Genomic DNA, 15,176 nt, shown 5'->3' with positions numbered 1-15,176 from the left:
AATTAATGATTAATTACGTTATTAGGTTTTTGTTGTGATAAATGTATAAAAAATTATTAAATAAACAATAAAATAAGATTTTTAATACATAATTAACAACAAAACCGTGTAATTATTACACATCTTTTAGTCTATTAGAGAAGTAGATTACGTAGTATATTATACAATTTCAGCAGAAAGTCCTGCATCAAGCAACATGCCGCAACGTGGTTTTAATTCGGTATATTCACCAGTTTTAACTGTGCATTTTCCTTTGTAGTGAACAATAATAGAACATTGTTCGGCTTGCTCTGGCGTATGCTCGCATGCATACATAAGGGTATCAATAACGTGATCGAAAGTATTTACGTCATCATTATAAAGTACAATTTCGTTCTGTTTTTGTACTTCTTCGGCGATTAGAAGATCCTCTAACTGTTTTTCTTTAGTGCTCATAGGTGTACTAATTTACAAATTTTGCGGCTATCCAGTTGTTTTTTTCTTTATTCTGAACGAATTTGAGCCCTAAATTATTGCAACATTCAGTAATAATTGCGAGATCTTCTTTGTAGAATCCACTTAAAAAAAGAACGCCGCCTTTCTCCAATACAGCAACATACGCTCCCATGTCTTCCAGCAAAATATTTCGATTAATGTTAGCGATAACAATATCGTATTTTTCTGAAGTTGGAATTACTTCTGCCCCACCTAAAATTGTTTTTGTTCGGAAACAATTATTTCTTTCCAAATTTTCCGTACTGTTTTCTACACACCATTCGTCAATATCTATGGCATCCAAGCTTGTGGCACCTCTCATTTCGGCTAGAATTGCCAGTACGGCAGTACCACAACCCATGTCTAGTACATGTTTATCCTTACATTCTGTTTCCAAAATGTGCTGTAGCATCATAAATGTGGTTTCGTGATGTCCTGTCCCAAAACTCATCTTTGGTTCAATGATAATTTCATATTTCACATTAAAAGGCGGGTGAAACGGCGCCCGAACGGCACAAGCATCTGCTACAACTATGGGTTTAAAATTTTTTTCCCACTCCTCGTTCCAGTTTACCTGTGCTATTTCTTTTTGCTGAAATGTAATCTCAAATTCAGGTGATTTCAGAATATATATACCTTCCAAAATAGCTTCATTCCACTCCTCTTTCTGGATGTACGCCTCTACACCTTCTTCGTTTTCTACAAAACTTTCAAAACCTGCTTGGCCTAGTTCAGCAATTAGAATTTCTGTGCCTGGCTGGGGTGGAGTTACCTTAAAGTTATATTCTATATATATATTGGACATAGTTGTTAATTAAGAACGACGAGCTGTGCTAAAGTCCCAAAACGCTATTTCGTATTTATTTTTAGGGATTTTAACCGAATGCATTAATGATTGCCATAAAATCTTCAGCATTTAAAGCTGCGCCTCCTATTAGACCTCCATCTACATCTTTTTTGGCAAAAATTTCCTTTGCATTCCCCGGTTTTACACTTCCGCCATATAAAATGGAAACGTTTTTTGCGATATTTCTATCATATTGTTTTGCAATAGTCTCTCTAATATAATGGTGCATTTCCTGCACCTGTTGTGGACTTGCAGTTTCACCGGTGCCAATAGCCCAAACGGGTTCGTAAGCAATCATTATGCGGCTCCAGCTGTCATTTGAGACGTGAAACAAACCGTTTTTTAACTGATTTTGAATTACTTCATAATGGTCTCCGCTCTCCCTATCACGTAACTCTTCGCCTATGCAAAAGATGGCTTGCATATTATTTTCGAGAGCAGTATTAATTTTTTCTGCCAACAAATCGTCTGTTTCATTAAAATAAGCTCGGCGCTCACTATGCCCAAGAATTACTGTTTGAACTCCCACGCTTTTCAACATACCTGCGGAAACTTCGCCCGTAAAAGCACCCTTTTGAGATTGGTGCATATTCTGAGCAATTACCTGGATGGGATGCTCTCTGGTCGATTCAAAAGCTTTAAACAAATTAGTAAACGAAGGCGCTATCATTACCGTAACATCTTCAGGAATTACTTGTTTTTTTAAGTCTTTTAACAATGTTTCGGTTTGTGATAAATCGTTATTCATCTTCCAGTTTCCAGCTACTATTTTCTTTGGCATTTTAATATTTTTAAATGTTTAATGACCCTACAAAACACAAGTCATTTTGTTTAGATTTTTGTTAGCTTCCTAATTTGGCTGTATCCTTTCGCAATATTCTTGAAATTTCTGCTTCTCTACTTCAGTATGTATGTACTAAATCACTGTTTGCTAATTTTAGGATCCAACCACCCATAAATTACATCTACAAAGATATTGATTAAGATGAATAATGTAGCAATAACGATGACCGCTCCCATAATAATAGGTAAGTCTAACGTATTAAGTGCATCCACAATTTCTTTTCCCAACCCGTTCCATCCAAAAATATACTCTACAAAAACAGCTCCTGCAAGCATAGAAGCAAACCAACCCGAAATAGCGGTCACCACTGGATTTAGTGAATTTTTTAGTGCGTGACGTCTAATAATAGTTGAGAACGAAAGCCCTTTGGCCTTCGCTGTGCGTATATAATCTTGATTTAGCACTTCTAGTAAGGAGTTACGCATTAACTGAGTGACTACAGCAAGCGGTCTAATGCCTAATACAATGGCGGGAAGGATTAGATTTTTCCATTGAATATAGCTGCCTTCGCCAAAATCGTCTACTTCGTACAAGCTACCCGTCATACTAAGATTGGTAAATTCGTGCAGTACATACCCAAACAACCAAGCAAAAATAATAGCGCTAAAAAAGGACGGAACACTCATCCCTAAGGTACTCACTAATTGAATTAACTTATCTACCCATCCATCTCGAAACAACACCGAAAGTATCCCTAGCAAAACCCCTAAGATCATCGCAATTATAATAGCCGAAACTGCCAACACAAAGGTATTAGGCAATGTTTCTGCAATAACCGAACTTACTTGCTTTCCATTTTTCTGAAAAGATTCCCGTAGGTAGGGCCATTTTAAGGCAATATGGGTTTCTGCAATGCTGAAAAGTTTTGTAGCTGTGTATTTTTCTTCTGAAAGATAGGTGTAGTTATCTGGATTCTTACTGTGAAAAGAAAGTGGCGACAAATCGTTTAAATAGTAAGCGTACTGTAGCGATACAGGCTTATCAAAACCATACTTTTTCTTTACAATTGCCAGTTGTGCTGCATTTTCGTTTTGTCCCAGCATCATCCTCGCGGGGTCGCCAGGCAGTATGGTAAAAAGTAAAAAAATAACCGTGACAACCCCAAACAATGTGAGCAGTGCATAGCCTATTTTTTTGAAAATGTATCCTAGCAAATTATTGTATTGAGTCTGTTACAACCTGTGTACTGTCTTGTATTTCTTCCACTAGAATTTCTTCAATTTTTGGACGCGGCGGAAGTTGTTTCAGCTGCAAATCTAACGCATCATTCCAGTGCAACTTTTGTGTGATGGTTCCTTTATGTAACTCCAAAATACCTGGATTACTTCGTACGATGGTTTTCAATGTAGTTTCGTCACAGAAATAAAATTCAAAATTTAGATTTTTTTCTGAAACCAATTGTTTCGTTTTTTCTGGGCTCGATGCCGAAAGACCAATTACTTGATAATTATTTTTTACCGCTTTATCTGTAATTTCTTTAATGTTCGCATAGCCTTCCATTTCAGTAATCTGAAGGTTGTAAGCTATAACAACAACCAGGTTCTCAGCTTCTAAAAACTGCGTAGTATAATTTTCCCCGTCTCTCTCTATGCTAAAATCGTGTACAGGGGGTTCGTATCCTTTTTGCAACTCGGAAGTTTCTACTCCAATAAATTCACCATCTTGTTGCGGATAATCCCCATTGGTGGTAATTACTTTGTCTTCACCATTTACTTTAAAAGTCCAATTATACTCAAAAATAGGTTTGGGTGCACCTTCGGGAACTTCCATTCCTTCCTGAATATTGGCGCCAATTTTATAGGCTCTAAAGTCTATCCAAGGTAAATGTTGCAATACAAAATAGGCAAATGTCAAACTAGCAAAAAAGGAAGTGAAAACTAAAAGACTTCGAGTCCCTTTTGTAAAAAACGGCAGGATGTGCTTTCTTCCGAAGAACAAAATCAGGATCATGATACTTAATACAATGTCTTTCCAGAAAGATTCCCAAGGCGTTAATTTTAATGCATCTCCAAAGCAACCACAATCTGTCACTTTGTTAAAATACGCAGAGTAAAAGGTAAGGAAGGTGAAGAATAGAATCATTAACAAAAGGCTCCACAGCATAAATTTTTTGGCATATCCCAAAATGAGCATAACCCCTAACAAAACTTCATACACCACTACAAATAGTGCAATTACTAATGCGTAGGGCACCAAAAACTCCAAATTTAAAACGTCTGGCGCAAAGTAATCTTTCAGTTTAAAGGAAAAGCCTACAGGATCATTCAGTTTAATAAATCCACTAATGATAAAGAATATCCCTACAAATATTCTAAGAAAGCCTACAATGTATTTCATAACTATTTTTTTTTAAAATGAGATTCTAACCGCACCGCTATAATTGCCACGAACTATTATATCTTCAAAATTAAGGGTGTAATCTATATCGATTTGTGTCACTTGATGGTCTGCATTGAGACTGACTGAATGTACCGTAGCAGTTGCAGATTGAAAACCTCCCGAACCACTTGTTGAAAATACAAGTTTAGTTCCTCTGGAAACCAATACCCCATCTTCAACAACAATCCCTTCAGAAAATTCAAAAGTGTCACCAAAAGCTCCAGTACCAGAATTATATTCTCCAGGTATCAATGTGTCTGAAAAACGCAAATCGAACCTCCCTCTATTTTCGGTATAATTTGTACTTGTACGATCCACCGAAGAAAATATTAAAATAGACTTTGTCGCTCCATTACCTTCGGTTGTGTAAGCAAAGCCAGTTGCATATTCATTACCGTTTATTGAAAATCCGTTATTGGGTGCTTCGTCATCTTTATTACATCCAACCAATAGTACCTGAAAGGAAAGTAGGAGAGTTAGTACCAATAATTTGTTCATAATTTATTTGTTTGATGGGGTCAAATGTATTAATGCAAAAACAGCGTAATTAATCATATCCTGATAATTTGCACCAATCCCTTCGCTCACCAATGTTTTACCCTTGTTGTCTTCAATTTGCTTAACTCGTAATATTTTTTGCAAAATTAAATCGGTTAAGCTACTCACGCGCATATCTCTCCAGGCTTCTCCATAATCGTGATTTTTATCGAGCATTAACTGTTTGGTTTCGGCTATTTTTTCATCGTACAACTGCGTGGCATCTTCAAGCGATAAATCGGGTTGTTCTACAACTCCTTTTTCCAATTGCACGAGCGCCATAACGCAGTAATTGATAATCCCTATAAATTCACTTTCCTGGCCTTCGTCTACCCGTTGCTCTTTGTTTTGTTGTAAGCCCCGAATGCGCTGTGCCTTAATAAAAATCTGATCTGTTAGAGATGGCAAACGCAAGATTCTCCAGGCACTCCCGTAATCTTTCATCTTGTTTATAAACAAGGAGCGGCACGTTTCAATCACGTCATTATATTGTTCTGAAGTTTCAGCCATAGTGTTCGATAGAATTTGCGTAAATTTCGCTTAAATATCTCAAAATAGAAAATTGTACACACTTAATTGCAAGGGTCAACCTATAGACCTTACCATTCCCAAAATCATGGGAATTATTAATGTAACACCAGATTCGTTTTATGATGGTGGAAGGACCACCGTATTGCGCGATTGTATTGCACAAGCTGAAAAAATGGTGCGCCACGGTGCTACTTTTTTAGATATCGGCGGGTATAGCTCACGGCCAGGCGCTAAAGAAGTTTCAGAAACCGAAGAACAAGCCCGCGTTATTCCTGTACTAGAAGCGCTTGAAAGAGAGTTTCCTACTACGTTTCTATCTATCGATACCTTTAGAAGTACCACTGCAAAACACGCAGTGGATGCCGGAGCAAGTTTGGTAAATGACATTAGCGGCGGAATGCTGGATGCTGAAATGCTAACCACCGTAGCAAAATTAAAGGTTCCTTACATTTTAATGCATATGAAAGGCACTCCAGAAACCATGGGCTCTCTTGCCGAATATAAAAATATAACTAAAGAAGTATTGTATTATTTTTCTGAACGAATCGCGCTAGCTAGAAAAGCTGGCATCAACGATATAATTGCAGATCCAGGTTTCGGATTTGCCAAAACACGGAAACATAATTTTGAAGTATTGAAACATTTAGAGCTCTTTAAGGCTTTGGATGTCCCACTATTAATAGGGATTTCCAGAAAATCCCTTATTTACAAAACGCTGGACACCACGCCCAATGAAGCACTTAATGGAACAACGGTTTTAAATTCGATCGCGCTACAAAAAGGAGCCTCTATTTTAAGGGTTCACGATGTAAAGGAAGCAAAAGAATGTGTTACCCTGTTACAATCTGTTTATAATACAGACTAATTTTATACCTTTAAACCACCAAAACCAAACCGCCGTTGGATTTTCTCGATATTAGAATTATTGATGTAATAGACATTGTGCTTGTAGCCTTCTTAATGTACTATCTCTACAAGTTAGTACGGGGTACCGTGGCCATAAATATCTTTGTTGGGATCGTAATAATATATGCTATTTGGAGGCTTACTGAAATTTTACAAATGCAATTGTTGAGTAAAATACTGGGTGGATTCCTAGGCGTAGGTATGTTTGCTCTTATAGTTGTTTTCCAACAAGAAATCCGTAAGTTTTTATTGATGCTGGGCTCTACCAACTTTGCAGCACGAAGAAAAGTACTGCAAAGATTCAAGTTGTTTTCTTCAGAAAAAACAAGCGGTACAAATGTAGAGAGCGTTATCTCTGCCTGTCAAAACATGAGCAAAACCAACACAGGAGCGCTTATTGTCATTAAGAGAAATAACAGTCTGGATTTTGTAAAAGATTCTGGAGATACTATGAAAATTGAAATTCACCGGCCTATTCTTGAAAGTGTATTTTATAAAAACAGCCCGTTACACGATGGTGCCGTAATTATTGAAGAAAACACCATAACCGCAACACGCGTTATACTTCCGGTAAGCAATGACCGCCGTATCCCGCAACGATTTGGTCTACGTCACAGAGCTGCTGTAGGAATTACCGAAAAAACCGATGCACTCTGTCTGGTAGTGAGTGAGGAAAACGGACAAATATCTTATTTAAAGGAGGGTGATTTTGTGCTATATGAAGAAATAGAAGACCTTATAAAACAATTAACTCAGGATTTAAGCTAGGCTATGGAGTGTAAAAATTGTCGAAATACACTTAACTCACAAGATCATTTTTGTAATGTGTGCGGTGCTAAGATTGTAACGTCTAGATTAACACTTCGTCATTTTTGGCATGAGTTTAGTGAACGATTTTTGAATATTGACAACACTTTTTTAAAAACTTACAAAACACTTTTCGTAAAACCCGAAGAAGTAATTGGCGGTTATATTGAAGGGGTTCGCAAAAAATTTCTTCCAGCAGTGAGCTATTTTACCATAGCAATTACCCTTACTGGTTTTCAAATATTTTTTATTAGAAAGTTTTTTCCAGAAGCTCTGGATTTAAACGCCATATTGCCAGAAAACAATCCTACAGACATGAGCTATATGGATTGGGTTTATGATTATTTTTCTATCCTAACACTACTCAATCTTCCAGTATATGCACTAATGAGTAAGTTAACTTTTACTGGAAAGTCAAAATATAATTATGTAGAACACTTGGTTATTATGACCTATATTTTTTCTCATTATTCTATTACAAGCGTGTTTATTACGATGACCTCCATCGCACTAGGCGCAAATTTTTATACTTTAGGTATATATGCCATGATTGCATTAGCTCTGTATACAGCCTACTGTTATAAGAGACTTTTCCCATTATCGGTAAAGGAAATTATTTGGAGAACTTTATTATTTCTAGGCGTAGGTCTTGTATTTATGCTAATATTTGTAATTGTTCAACTTGTAATTATGCTAATGACAGGGAAATTTGAAGAAATTATGGAAGCTCAAAAAGCACAGCAAGAAGTTTCTTATATCGCCTCCTCAATCATAAACTGGACTTCGTAAAGATTTTTGTAATACCCATCCGGACGCTCTAGTAATTCTTGATGCGTGCCAGATTCTACAATTTTACCAGCATCCATCACCAATATTTTATCGGCTTTTTTAATGGTTGCCAAACGGTGAGCAATTACTATAGACGTACGCCCTTCTGTAATTGTATCGGTTGCCTTTTGTATCATCTCTTCAGAATAAGAATCAATGGAAGAAGTAGCTTCATCCAAAATCAAAATACTTGGATCGCTTACATACGCTCTTAAAAAAGCAATTAATTGTCGCTGCCCGGAAGAAAGCATAGAACCTCGTTCTTTCACGTTATAGTGATATCCATTAGGCAGGGAAGTAATAAAGGTGTGTACGCCAATTTCTTTAGCGGCTGCAATTACTTCTTCTTCTGAAATGGAAGCATCATTTAAAGTAATATTATTTAATATAGTATCGGCAAACAAGAAAACATCTTGCAATACTACTGCTATCTGATTTCGAAGTGACGACAAGGTATAGTCTCTAATATCATTCCTATCCACCAAAATACGACCACTATTTAATTCATAAAAACGATTCAGCAAATTAATAATGGTAGACTTTCCAGCTCCCGTTGCTCCCACAATTGCAATGGTTTGTCCAGGGTAAACTTCAAAAGAAATATCTTTAATCACCTCTTCATTTTCATTATAACCAAAGCGAACATTCTCAAAGGTAATAGCGCCCTTGGCTTTTTGTAATTCTAAAACACCATCGTTATCTATATGAGATTTGGTATCCAAAATTCCAAAGACACGGTTGGCTGCAACCATCCCCATTTGCAACGTATTAAATTTATCTGCTATCTGTCGTAATGGTCTAAACAACATTTGCGAATATTGAATAAATGCCGTCACAACACCAAGGGTGATTATACCCCCACCAGCAGCATTTAAACCACCATACCACACCACAATACCAATGGCGATACTAGAAGCCATCTCGGCAATGGGAAAGAAGATAGAATTGTACCACACGGTTTTTACCCATGCTTTTTTATGCTTTTCATTAATTTCTTTAAACTCCTTATATTCGGTTTTTTCGCGGGTAAAAATTTGCACTATTTTCATACCTGTAATACGTTCCTGCACGAATGAGTTTAGGTTGGCAACTTGGTTTCGGACATCTTCAAAAGCCACTTTCATGGCTCTCTGAAAGACACGAGTAGCATATAGAATAAGTGGTAAAATCGCAAAAACTATTAACGAAAGTCTCCAACTTTTATAAAGCATAATACCAGCGATAGCTCCCATTTTTAGGAGGTCGCTTATAATCATAAACAAGCCTTGACTAAAGATGGATGAAATCGTTTCAATATCGTTTACAGCTCTCGTTGTTAAACGGCCCACCGCACTTTTATCAAAATATTTCATTTTGAAACTGGTCATTAACTTGAACAGTTTTATTCGAATATCTGTAATTACATGTTGCCCTAACCAATTGGCATAGTAAATAAATGAAAACTGAAACAGTACTTCCAGAATAAGCACCCCCAACATAAGCATTAGGTAGTACTGAAGCAATGGCAAATCTTTAGTAAACATTGCATCATCAATTGCTAATTGCAACAAATGCGGAGATAACACCCCCAAAACCGACATGGCAATAGCAGCAAATGCAACAAAATAAAATGTAAGACGATAGTTGTTGGTAAATGCCAACAATCTTTTAAAAAGTCTAAAATCGAATGCCTTACCTGATTCTTTGGCCATATTTTTCTCCTTGGGGTAGCTCTTATTTTTTTACAAAGATAGTGGTTGGATAGCAAACTTTTGTGAGGTACAATCCATGTGCGGGAGCAGACGCACCTGCGTTACTCCTATCTTTGCTTTTAATTATTTCGTGAACCTGATCTATTGTAATTTTCCCGAAACCCACGTTAAGTAACGTACCAACAATAGCCCGCACCATATTACGTAAAAAACGATTTGCAGTGATGGTAAATTTTAATTGTGAACCATTCACTTCCCATACTGCTTTTGTTACGTTACAAAGGTAGGTTTTTGCATCCGTGTTGCTTCTGGAAAAGCATTGAAAATCGCTATACTGTAATAGGATTTCTGCCGCTTTGTTCATTACATCCACATCTGGCACTAAATTTATTTGGTACGCCAATTGTTGCTGAAAAGGATCTTTGCGCAGCGAAATTAGGTATTCATACTCACGTGAGGTAGCATGGAAACGAGCGTGTGCTTCATCTGTCACGTGTATAATATTTTGTATTGAAATATCCTTGGGGAGGAATGAGTTTAGTTTGTAAATAGTTTCTTCAATACCAATAGATTCGTCCAAATCAAAATGAGCAAACAGTTGTCTTGCATGAACGCCTGCGTCGGTCCTGCCGGCTCCCACTAGCTGTATATCTTTTCTAAAAAATGTAGAAAACGTTTTTTCCAAGACTTCTTCCACACTAATTGCATCGGGCTGCATTTGCCAACCGTGATAGTGGGTTCCGTTGTAAGCAAGTTCAATAAAATAACGCAAAAATGAAGTTTTAAAATTTCAACAAAAATACAAAATGATTAACGAATTACGAGGTAGGATTTACAAGGTAGGATTTACGAAATAAAAAATTAGAAAGTAGAAAAACGAAATTAAAAATTAAAATCCAACCTCTTTTGCGCAGTGGCTCCCTTTAGGGATAAAGGGGTGCGGCTGGCAATGATAAAATACCTTTATCTTTGCTAAAAAAGAAACCCTTGACCAAAATACTACTTCTTAGCGATACACATAGCCACCTAGATGAAACCATCTTAAAATACGTGAAGCAAGCCGATGAAATCTGGCATGCAGGTGATATTGGAGATTTAAAGGTCACAGACAGTATTAAAAACCTAAAGCCCCTTCGTGCAGTATATGGAAATATAGATAGCACAGAAGCACGTGGTGAATTTCCATTAGACAACCGGTTTATGTGTGAAAAAGTTTCGGTTTGGATTACGCATATTGGCGGATATCCGGGACGTTATAATCCGCGTATTCGGGAAGCACTACAATTAAATCCTCCTCGTCTGTTTATCACTGGGCATTCGCACATTCTAAAAGTAATGCCCGACAAAAAATTAAAATTACTACATATGAATCCAGGAGCTATAGGCACCCATGGGTTTCATAAAGTAAGAACAATGCTTCGGTTTGAGATTGATGGGCCAGAGATAAAAAACCTCGAAGTAATTGAAATTCCTAGATAAAAAAAACCCTTGAAGATGGCATTCTTCAAGGGTTTTGCACTAATAATACTAAGCTATAGTTTATCGTAAACGATCTACAGATTTTACGAGATCTTCATCCTTTTTGATGGCTTTGTTGGCCATCGCTAAAAAAACGATAGAAATGATAGGAAGTAACACCCCAATACCTTTCTCAGAAACCAATGTTTCTCCAGATACTTTTAGTGACCTGTAAACGAAAACTCCCAGTAATACAAAGTTTGATATGATGCTTAAACGGTTCATCACAAATTGGAATTGCCGTTTCTTAAAACTCAAAATTGAAATAATTGACAAAGCTATCGAAATAAAAATAAGTCCGAAAACAAAAATTTCATCTCTTGCAATCACTATGTTACCAGTCTCATCTATAATAGATGGAAACCAAATATACAAACAACCCATCACAATAATAGAGATGATTATATATATAGTTTGTATGCGTTGTAACATTGCGTACCAGCTTTAGCGAAAACAAAAATAAGGTTTCTTTTTGAAAGATTTAACCCTTCAATTTAAAATATTATCGTATCATTGTAAGATCAATTCGTAACCACCTCAATAAAGGTTACTTAGTCTTCGATATATTTTTCAATAAAAGTATCTTCTTAACGATAACGATTTTTTACAATCAAATAAACATTATTCCCTTACATACATGTTAGAAATTTCAGAATTAAAAGCACAAAAGCTACCTGAACTTCAGGAATTGGCAAAAACTTTAAAAGTACCAAAATACAGAACCCTTAAAAAACTAGATCTAGTATATCAAATATTAGATTATCAAGCTGCCAATCCAACCGCAGTAAAAGCCGTTGTTACGGAAGAGAAAGCTGCTCCTGCAGCTACGACAACTCCTAGACCTACTCCAGACAAAAGACCTACTCCAGATAAAAGTGAGGAGTCTTCAGAAAAAAAGGAGCCACAGAAACGCGCTCCAAGAAATGACAACCGAAATCAGAATTCTGACACTAAAAGATCTGAAACGCAAAAACCAAATCCTCGTAACGAACCTAAAAAGGAGACTACAAGGCCTGCTGCTTCCGATAAAAAACCACAAGCGAATACCGACAAAAAGGAGAAATCCAACACTAACGATACGCGCCAAAGAAATCAGAAAGACAGTAATAAAACCAACAAGAACGATACTAGAAATACTAGTAACAACCGGTCTAATAACACAAACCAGCACAAAAATAACGGAAACAAAGACACACGTAACCGCTACAAAGAGCCTGATTATGAGTTTGACGGGATTATAGAAAGTGAAGGTGTTTTAGACATTATGCAGGACGGCTATGGCTTTTTACGCTCTAGTGACTACAACTATCTTTCTTCACCTGATGATATTTATGTGTCGCAATCACAAATTCGTTTATTTGGACTAAAGTCTGGAGATACCGTCTTAGGAGAAGTACGCCCGCCAAAAGAAGGTGAGAAATACTTTCCACTTATCAAGGTGAACAAAATAAATGGTTTAAGTCCAAATGTAGTAAGAGATCGTATTTCGTTTGAACACTTAACACCCCTTTTTCCTCAAGAAAAATTTAATTTAGCCGATAAGCAAAGTACTATTTCTACGAGAATTATTGATCTTTTCGCTCCTATTGGAAAAGGACAACGTGGGATGATAGTTTCGCAACCTAAAACGGGTAAAACCATGTTGTTGAAGGATATTGCGAATGCCATCGCTGCAAACCACCCAGAAGTATATCAAATTATTTTATTAATTGATGAACGTCCTGAAGAAGTTACAGACATGCAACGGAATGTAAATGGTGAGGTAGTTGCTTCAACATTTGACAAAGAAGCTACAGAGCACGTACGCGTTGCTAATTTAGTACTTGACAAAGCCAAAAGACTAGTAGAATGTGGACACGATGTTGTGATTTTATTAGATTCTATTACACGTTTGGCAAGAGCCTACAATACGGTTCAACCTGCCAGTGGAAAGATTTTAAGTGGTGGTGTAGATGCCAATGCGCTTCACAAACCGAAACGTTTCTTTGGTGCCGCTCGTAATATTGAAAATGGAGGTTCTTTAAGTATTATCGCCACAGCGCTTACCGATACTGGTAGTAAAATGGACGAAGTAATTTTTGAAGAATTTAAAGGAACTGGTAATATGGAGCTTCAGTTAGATAGAAAAATATCTAACCGTCGTATTTTCCCAGCGATAGACCTTACTTCATCAAGCACACGTCGTGACGACTTGTTATTGGATGAAAACACGATACAACGTATGTGGGTAATGCGTAAATACCTTGCCGATATGAACCCGGTAGAAGCGATGGAATTTATTAATGATCGCTTTAGACAGACTAAAAATAATGAAGAATTCTTAATATCGATGAATGCGTAAGTAGCATTTATTTCATTACAATAAAAAATCCTACTAATATTTTTAGTAGGATTTTTTTATTGTACATATGCTGTTTTACGAATTATGGCTTAAGAAACAAAAAGCAACAAGGATTGTTATATAGCAGCCGCTAACACACTAGGAAGAGTTCCTGACAGAACTCCTTGTAAATTCCCTTAGACTCCCTTACAGATTAAAGCAAACACAGCTCCACGTAGTACAACACGTGTTAAACACTAATTTAAAAGTGTTTCTCTCCAGCAGTATTACAAGGCCAAGAAGTGTCAAAAAAAAGGGTTCACCTAACGAAGGAATACTAAAGCCACTTCAAACTATGCAGGTATTGCGTAACACAAACAATAGGGTGGTAATGCATACGTGTCTCCAAAAACAAAGCATAAAAAAAGCTCCACATATGTGGAGCTTTCTTATATAAATTATTTATATAAAATAAATAATATCTTATTGCTTAACGATTTTCTCAGTTAAAGTACCTCTATCTGTAGCGATGTTTAAGATATAAACACCTCTTGCAAGGTTAGAAGTATTGATAGTACCGTTAGATAGTCTAAGACCAGTGTCTTTTCCTAATACGTCATACATAGTTACAGACTGAACTGAAACTCCTGTAGGAACTTTTACATTCAATACATCAGATGCAGGGTTAGGGAAAATAGAAACTAAGTTAGAAAGGTTATCACCTACTGATAAGATATCTTGTTGCTCACCTTCAACTGTAAACTGAAGACCATCCCAAGCTATACCTAAAGTAGCGAAATCTGTCCAAGTAGTAAAACCACCAGCAAAATTATCATCAACATCAATCAACAAAGCACTAGCTTCTCCACCAGCTGGCTCAGTAGCTTGGTTCCAATTCCAACGGTTATCACCATCAAAATCTGGAATATCAATACTTGGTGCTGCAACAACCCAGTAAGTACCAGCTGGTAAAACCAATTCTGTACCACCGTTAGCCATTGTAATGTCTACTGAAAAAGAAACTGCTCCAGGAGTTGGGTCAAAAGTTAATGCAGGGTCTAAAGGATCTAATTCAATAGCTTCAAATACACCGTCTCCAGCATTACTAGGATCACCTGATGGTAAACCAAATGCATCAGCATAGATATATAAGCTAAAACCTGTAAGATCTACTGCAAGGTTTGCATTGTTGTTAAATCCTACTACTGTAACTACATCAATTCTATTAGAATCTGTTAAAACGAAATCATCTGCTGAGAAAACTCCAGATGGCACATTGTTGATACAAGAAACGATACCACCAGTATCTTCTCTAGGCTGGTCCCAAAGCACTGCTTCAGTACTTACAGGAGTAATTGTAGAAGAAACTTCAGAAGCAGCTTCGAAACTTTGTGCGAAACCAGCAAAACCTACTAGAGCCGCAGCTAAAAATGTAATTTTTTTCATAATAATATATTTTAAAAGTTTAATATTGAAGAACAAATATAAGCAACC

16 protein-coding genes are annotated in these 15,176 nt (G+C 36.7%); 5 read left to right on the top strand and 11 right to left on the bottom strand.

Features of this window, described 5'->3' with window-relative positions; genetic code table 11:
- Positions 1 to 159: 159 nt before the first annotated feature.
- The 7 genes from ACQ2HF_RS07845 to ACQ2HF_RS07815 form a co-directional block, all read right to left on the bottom strand.
- Complete coding sequence (locus ACQ2HF_RS07845; protein ID WP_432412972.1) at positions 160 to 435, bottom strand: ATP-dependent Clp protease adaptor ClpS; 276 nt, start codon at positions 433 to 435, stop codon at positions 160 to 162.
- A 7-nt stretch (positions 436 to 442) separates the two neighbouring features.
- Positions 443 to 1,279 (bottom strand): 50S ribosomal protein L11 methyltransferase, encoded by an 837-nt coding sequence (prmA, locus tag ACQ2HF_RS07840; protein WP_432412971.1) that lies wholly within the window; start codon positions 1,277 to 1,279, stop codon positions 443 to 445.
- Positions 1,280 to 1,349: 70 nt separating this feature from the next.
- Entirely contained in the window at positions 1,350 to 2,102 is a 753-nt protein-coding gene (gene tpiA, locus ACQ2HF_RS07835) for a triose-phosphate isomerase (RefSeq protein WP_432412970.1), read from the bottom strand.
- Between the two features lie 140 nt (positions 2,103 to 2,242).
- Positions 2,243 to 3,319 (bottom strand): ABC transporter permease, encoded by a 1,077-nt coding sequence (locus ACQ2HF_RS07830; RefSeq protein WP_432412969.1) that lies wholly within the window; start codon positions 3,317 to 3,319, stop codon positions 2,243 to 2,245.
- A 1-nt stretch (position 3,320) separates the two neighbouring features.
- Positions 3,321 to 4,502, bottom strand: a complete 1,182-nt coding sequence (locus tag ACQ2HF_RS07825; protein WP_432412968.1) for a BT_3928 family protein — start codon at positions 4,500 to 4,502, stop codon at positions 3,321 to 3,323.
- A 12-nt stretch (positions 4,503 to 4,514) separates the two neighbouring features.
- Complete coding sequence (locus ACQ2HF_RS07820) at positions 4,515 to 5,042, bottom strand: hypothetical protein (RefSeq protein WP_432412967.1); 528 nt, start codon at positions 5,040 to 5,042, stop codon at positions 4,515 to 4,517.
- A gap of 3 nt (positions 5,043 to 5,045) precedes the next feature.
- The gene (locus tag ACQ2HF_RS07815) at positions 5,046 to 5,591 is read right to left on the bottom strand and encodes a DUF1599 domain-containing protein (protein WP_432412966.1); all 546 of its coding nucleotides are present in this window, start codon (positions 5,589 to 5,591) and stop codon (positions 5,046 to 5,048) included.
- A gap of 52 nt (positions 5,592 to 5,643) precedes the next feature.
- Between ACQ2HF_RS07815 and folP the strand changes: the two genes are divergently transcribed.
- From folP to ACQ2HF_RS07800, 3 genes are read left to right on the top strand one after another with little or no spacing between them, the layout of a single operon-like run.
- Positions 5,644 to 6,477, top strand: a complete 834-nt coding sequence (gene folP / locus ACQ2HF_RS07810; protein WP_432412965.1) for a dihydropteroate synthase — start codon at positions 5,644 to 5,646, stop codon at positions 6,475 to 6,477.
- Positions 6,478 to 6,512: 35 nt separating this feature from the next.
- Positions 6,513 to 7,286 (top strand): diadenylate cyclase, encoded by a 774-nt coding sequence (locus tag ACQ2HF_RS07805; protein WP_432412964.1) that lies wholly within the window; start codon positions 6,513 to 6,515, stop codon positions 7,284 to 7,286.
- A gap of 3 nt (positions 7,287 to 7,289) precedes the next feature.
- The gene (locus ACQ2HF_RS07800; RefSeq protein ID WP_432412963.1) at positions 7,290 to 8,114 is read left to right on the top strand and encodes a DUF3667 domain-containing protein; all 825 of its coding nucleotides are present in this window, start codon (positions 7,290 to 7,292) and stop codon (positions 8,112 to 8,114) included.
- On the opposite strand, the gene ACQ2HF_RS07795 is transcribed toward ACQ2HF_RS07800, so the two are convergent.
- Together ACQ2HF_RS07795 and truA are read right to left on the bottom strand one after the other, a co-directional pair.
- Positions 8,078 to 9,844, bottom strand: a complete 1,767-nt coding sequence (locus tag ACQ2HF_RS07795; protein ID WP_432412962.1) for an ABC transporter ATP-binding protein — start codon at positions 9,842 to 9,844, stop codon at positions 8,078 to 8,080. The genes ACQ2HF_RS07800 and ACQ2HF_RS07795 overlap by 37 nt on opposite strands.
- Positions 9,845 to 9,866: 22 nt before the next feature.
- Complete coding sequence (truA, locus tag ACQ2HF_RS07790; protein WP_432412961.1) at positions 9,867 to 10,616, bottom strand: tRNA pseudouridine(38-40) synthase TruA; 750 nt, start codon at positions 10,614 to 10,616, stop codon at positions 9,867 to 9,869.
- 215 nt (positions 10,617 to 10,831) lie between these two features.
- Here truA and ACQ2HF_RS07785 point away from each other — a divergent pair, with 215 nt between their 5' ends.
- Positions 10,832 to 11,323: a metallophosphoesterase family protein gene (locus ACQ2HF_RS07785; RefSeq protein WP_432412960.1), complete on the top strand. Its 492-nt coding sequence runs from the start codon at positions 10,832 to 10,834 to the stop codon at positions 11,321 to 11,323.
- Between the two features lie 60 nt (positions 11,324 to 11,383).
- Here ACQ2HF_RS07785 and ACQ2HF_RS07780 read toward each other — a convergent pair whose 3' ends face one another.
- Positions 11,384 to 11,794 carry a DUF4293 family protein gene (locus ACQ2HF_RS07780; protein ID WP_432412959.1) on the bottom strand — a complete coding sequence of 137 codons (411 nt, stop codon included), beginning with the start codon at positions 11,792 to 11,794 and terminating at the stop codon, positions 11,384 to 11,386.
- A 205-nt stretch (positions 11,795 to 11,999) separates the two neighbouring features.
- Here ACQ2HF_RS07780 and rho point away from each other — a divergent pair, with 205 nt between their 5' ends.
- The gene (rho, locus tag ACQ2HF_RS07775) at positions 12,000 to 13,703 is read left to right on the top strand and encodes a transcription termination factor Rho (RefSeq protein ID WP_432412958.1); all 1,704 of its coding nucleotides are present in this window, start codon (positions 12,000 to 12,002) and stop codon (positions 13,701 to 13,703) included.
- Positions 13,704 to 14,165: 462 nt separating this feature from the next.
- On the opposite strand, the gene ACQ2HF_RS07770 is transcribed toward rho, so the two are convergent.
- Positions 14,166 to 15,128 (bottom strand): T9SS type A sorting domain-containing protein, encoded by a 963-nt coding sequence (locus ACQ2HF_RS07770; protein WP_432412957.1) that lies wholly within the window; start codon positions 15,126 to 15,128, stop codon positions 14,166 to 14,168.
- Between the last annotated feature and the right edge of the window lie 48 nt (positions 15,129 to 15,176).

Origin of the sequence: Rasiella sp. SM2506, assembly GCF_050859505.1 — a bacterium.
Classification (GTDB): Bacteria; Bacteroidota; Bacteroidia; order Flavobacteriales; family Flavobacteriaceae; genus Marinirhabdus.
This window is presented reverse-complemented; position numbering and strand designations above follow the sequence as displayed.

Coding starts and splice junctions, on each gene's coding strand:
- ACQ2HF_RS07770 (WP_432412957.1), bottom strand. CDS start 15,128: ATGAAAAAAATTACATTTTTAGCTGCGGCTCTAGTAGGTTTTGCTGGT.
- ACQ2HF_RS07845 (WP_432412972.1), bottom strand. CDS start 435: ATGAGCACTAAAGAAAAACAGTTAGAGGATCTTCTAATCGCCGAAGAA.
- ACQ2HF_RS07825 (WP_432412968.1), bottom strand. CDS start 4,502: ATGAAATACATTGTAGGCTTTCTTAGAATATTTGTAGGGATATTCTTT.
- ACQ2HF_RS07820 (WP_432412967.1), bottom strand. CDS start 5,042: ATGAACAAATTATTGGTACTAACTCTCCTACTTTCCTTTCAGGTACTA.
- prmA (WP_432412971.1), bottom strand. CDS start 1,279: ATGTCCAATATATATATAGAATATAACTTTAAGGTAACTCCACCCCAG.
- tpiA (WP_432412970.1), bottom strand. CDS start 2,102: ATGCCAAAGAAAATAGTAGCTGGAAACTGGAAGATGAATAACGATTTA.
- ACQ2HF_RS07815 (WP_432412966.1), bottom strand. CDS start 5,591: ATGGCTGAAACTTCAGAACAATATAATGACGTGATTGAAACGTGCCGC.
- rho (WP_432412958.1), top strand. CDS start 12,000: ATGTTAGAAATTTCAGAATTAAAAGCACAAAAGCTACCTGAACTTCAG.
- ACQ2HF_RS07780 (WP_432412959.1), bottom strand. CDS start 11,794: ATGTTACAACGCATACAAACTATATATATAATCATCTCTATTATTGTG.
- ACQ2HF_RS07800 (WP_432412963.1), top strand. CDS start 7,290: ATGGAGTGTAAAAATTGTCGAAATACACTTAACTCACAAGATCATTTT.
- ACQ2HF_RS07795 (WP_432412962.1), bottom strand. CDS start 9,844: ATGGCCAAAGAATCAGGTAAGGCATTCGATTTTAGACTTTTTAAAAGA.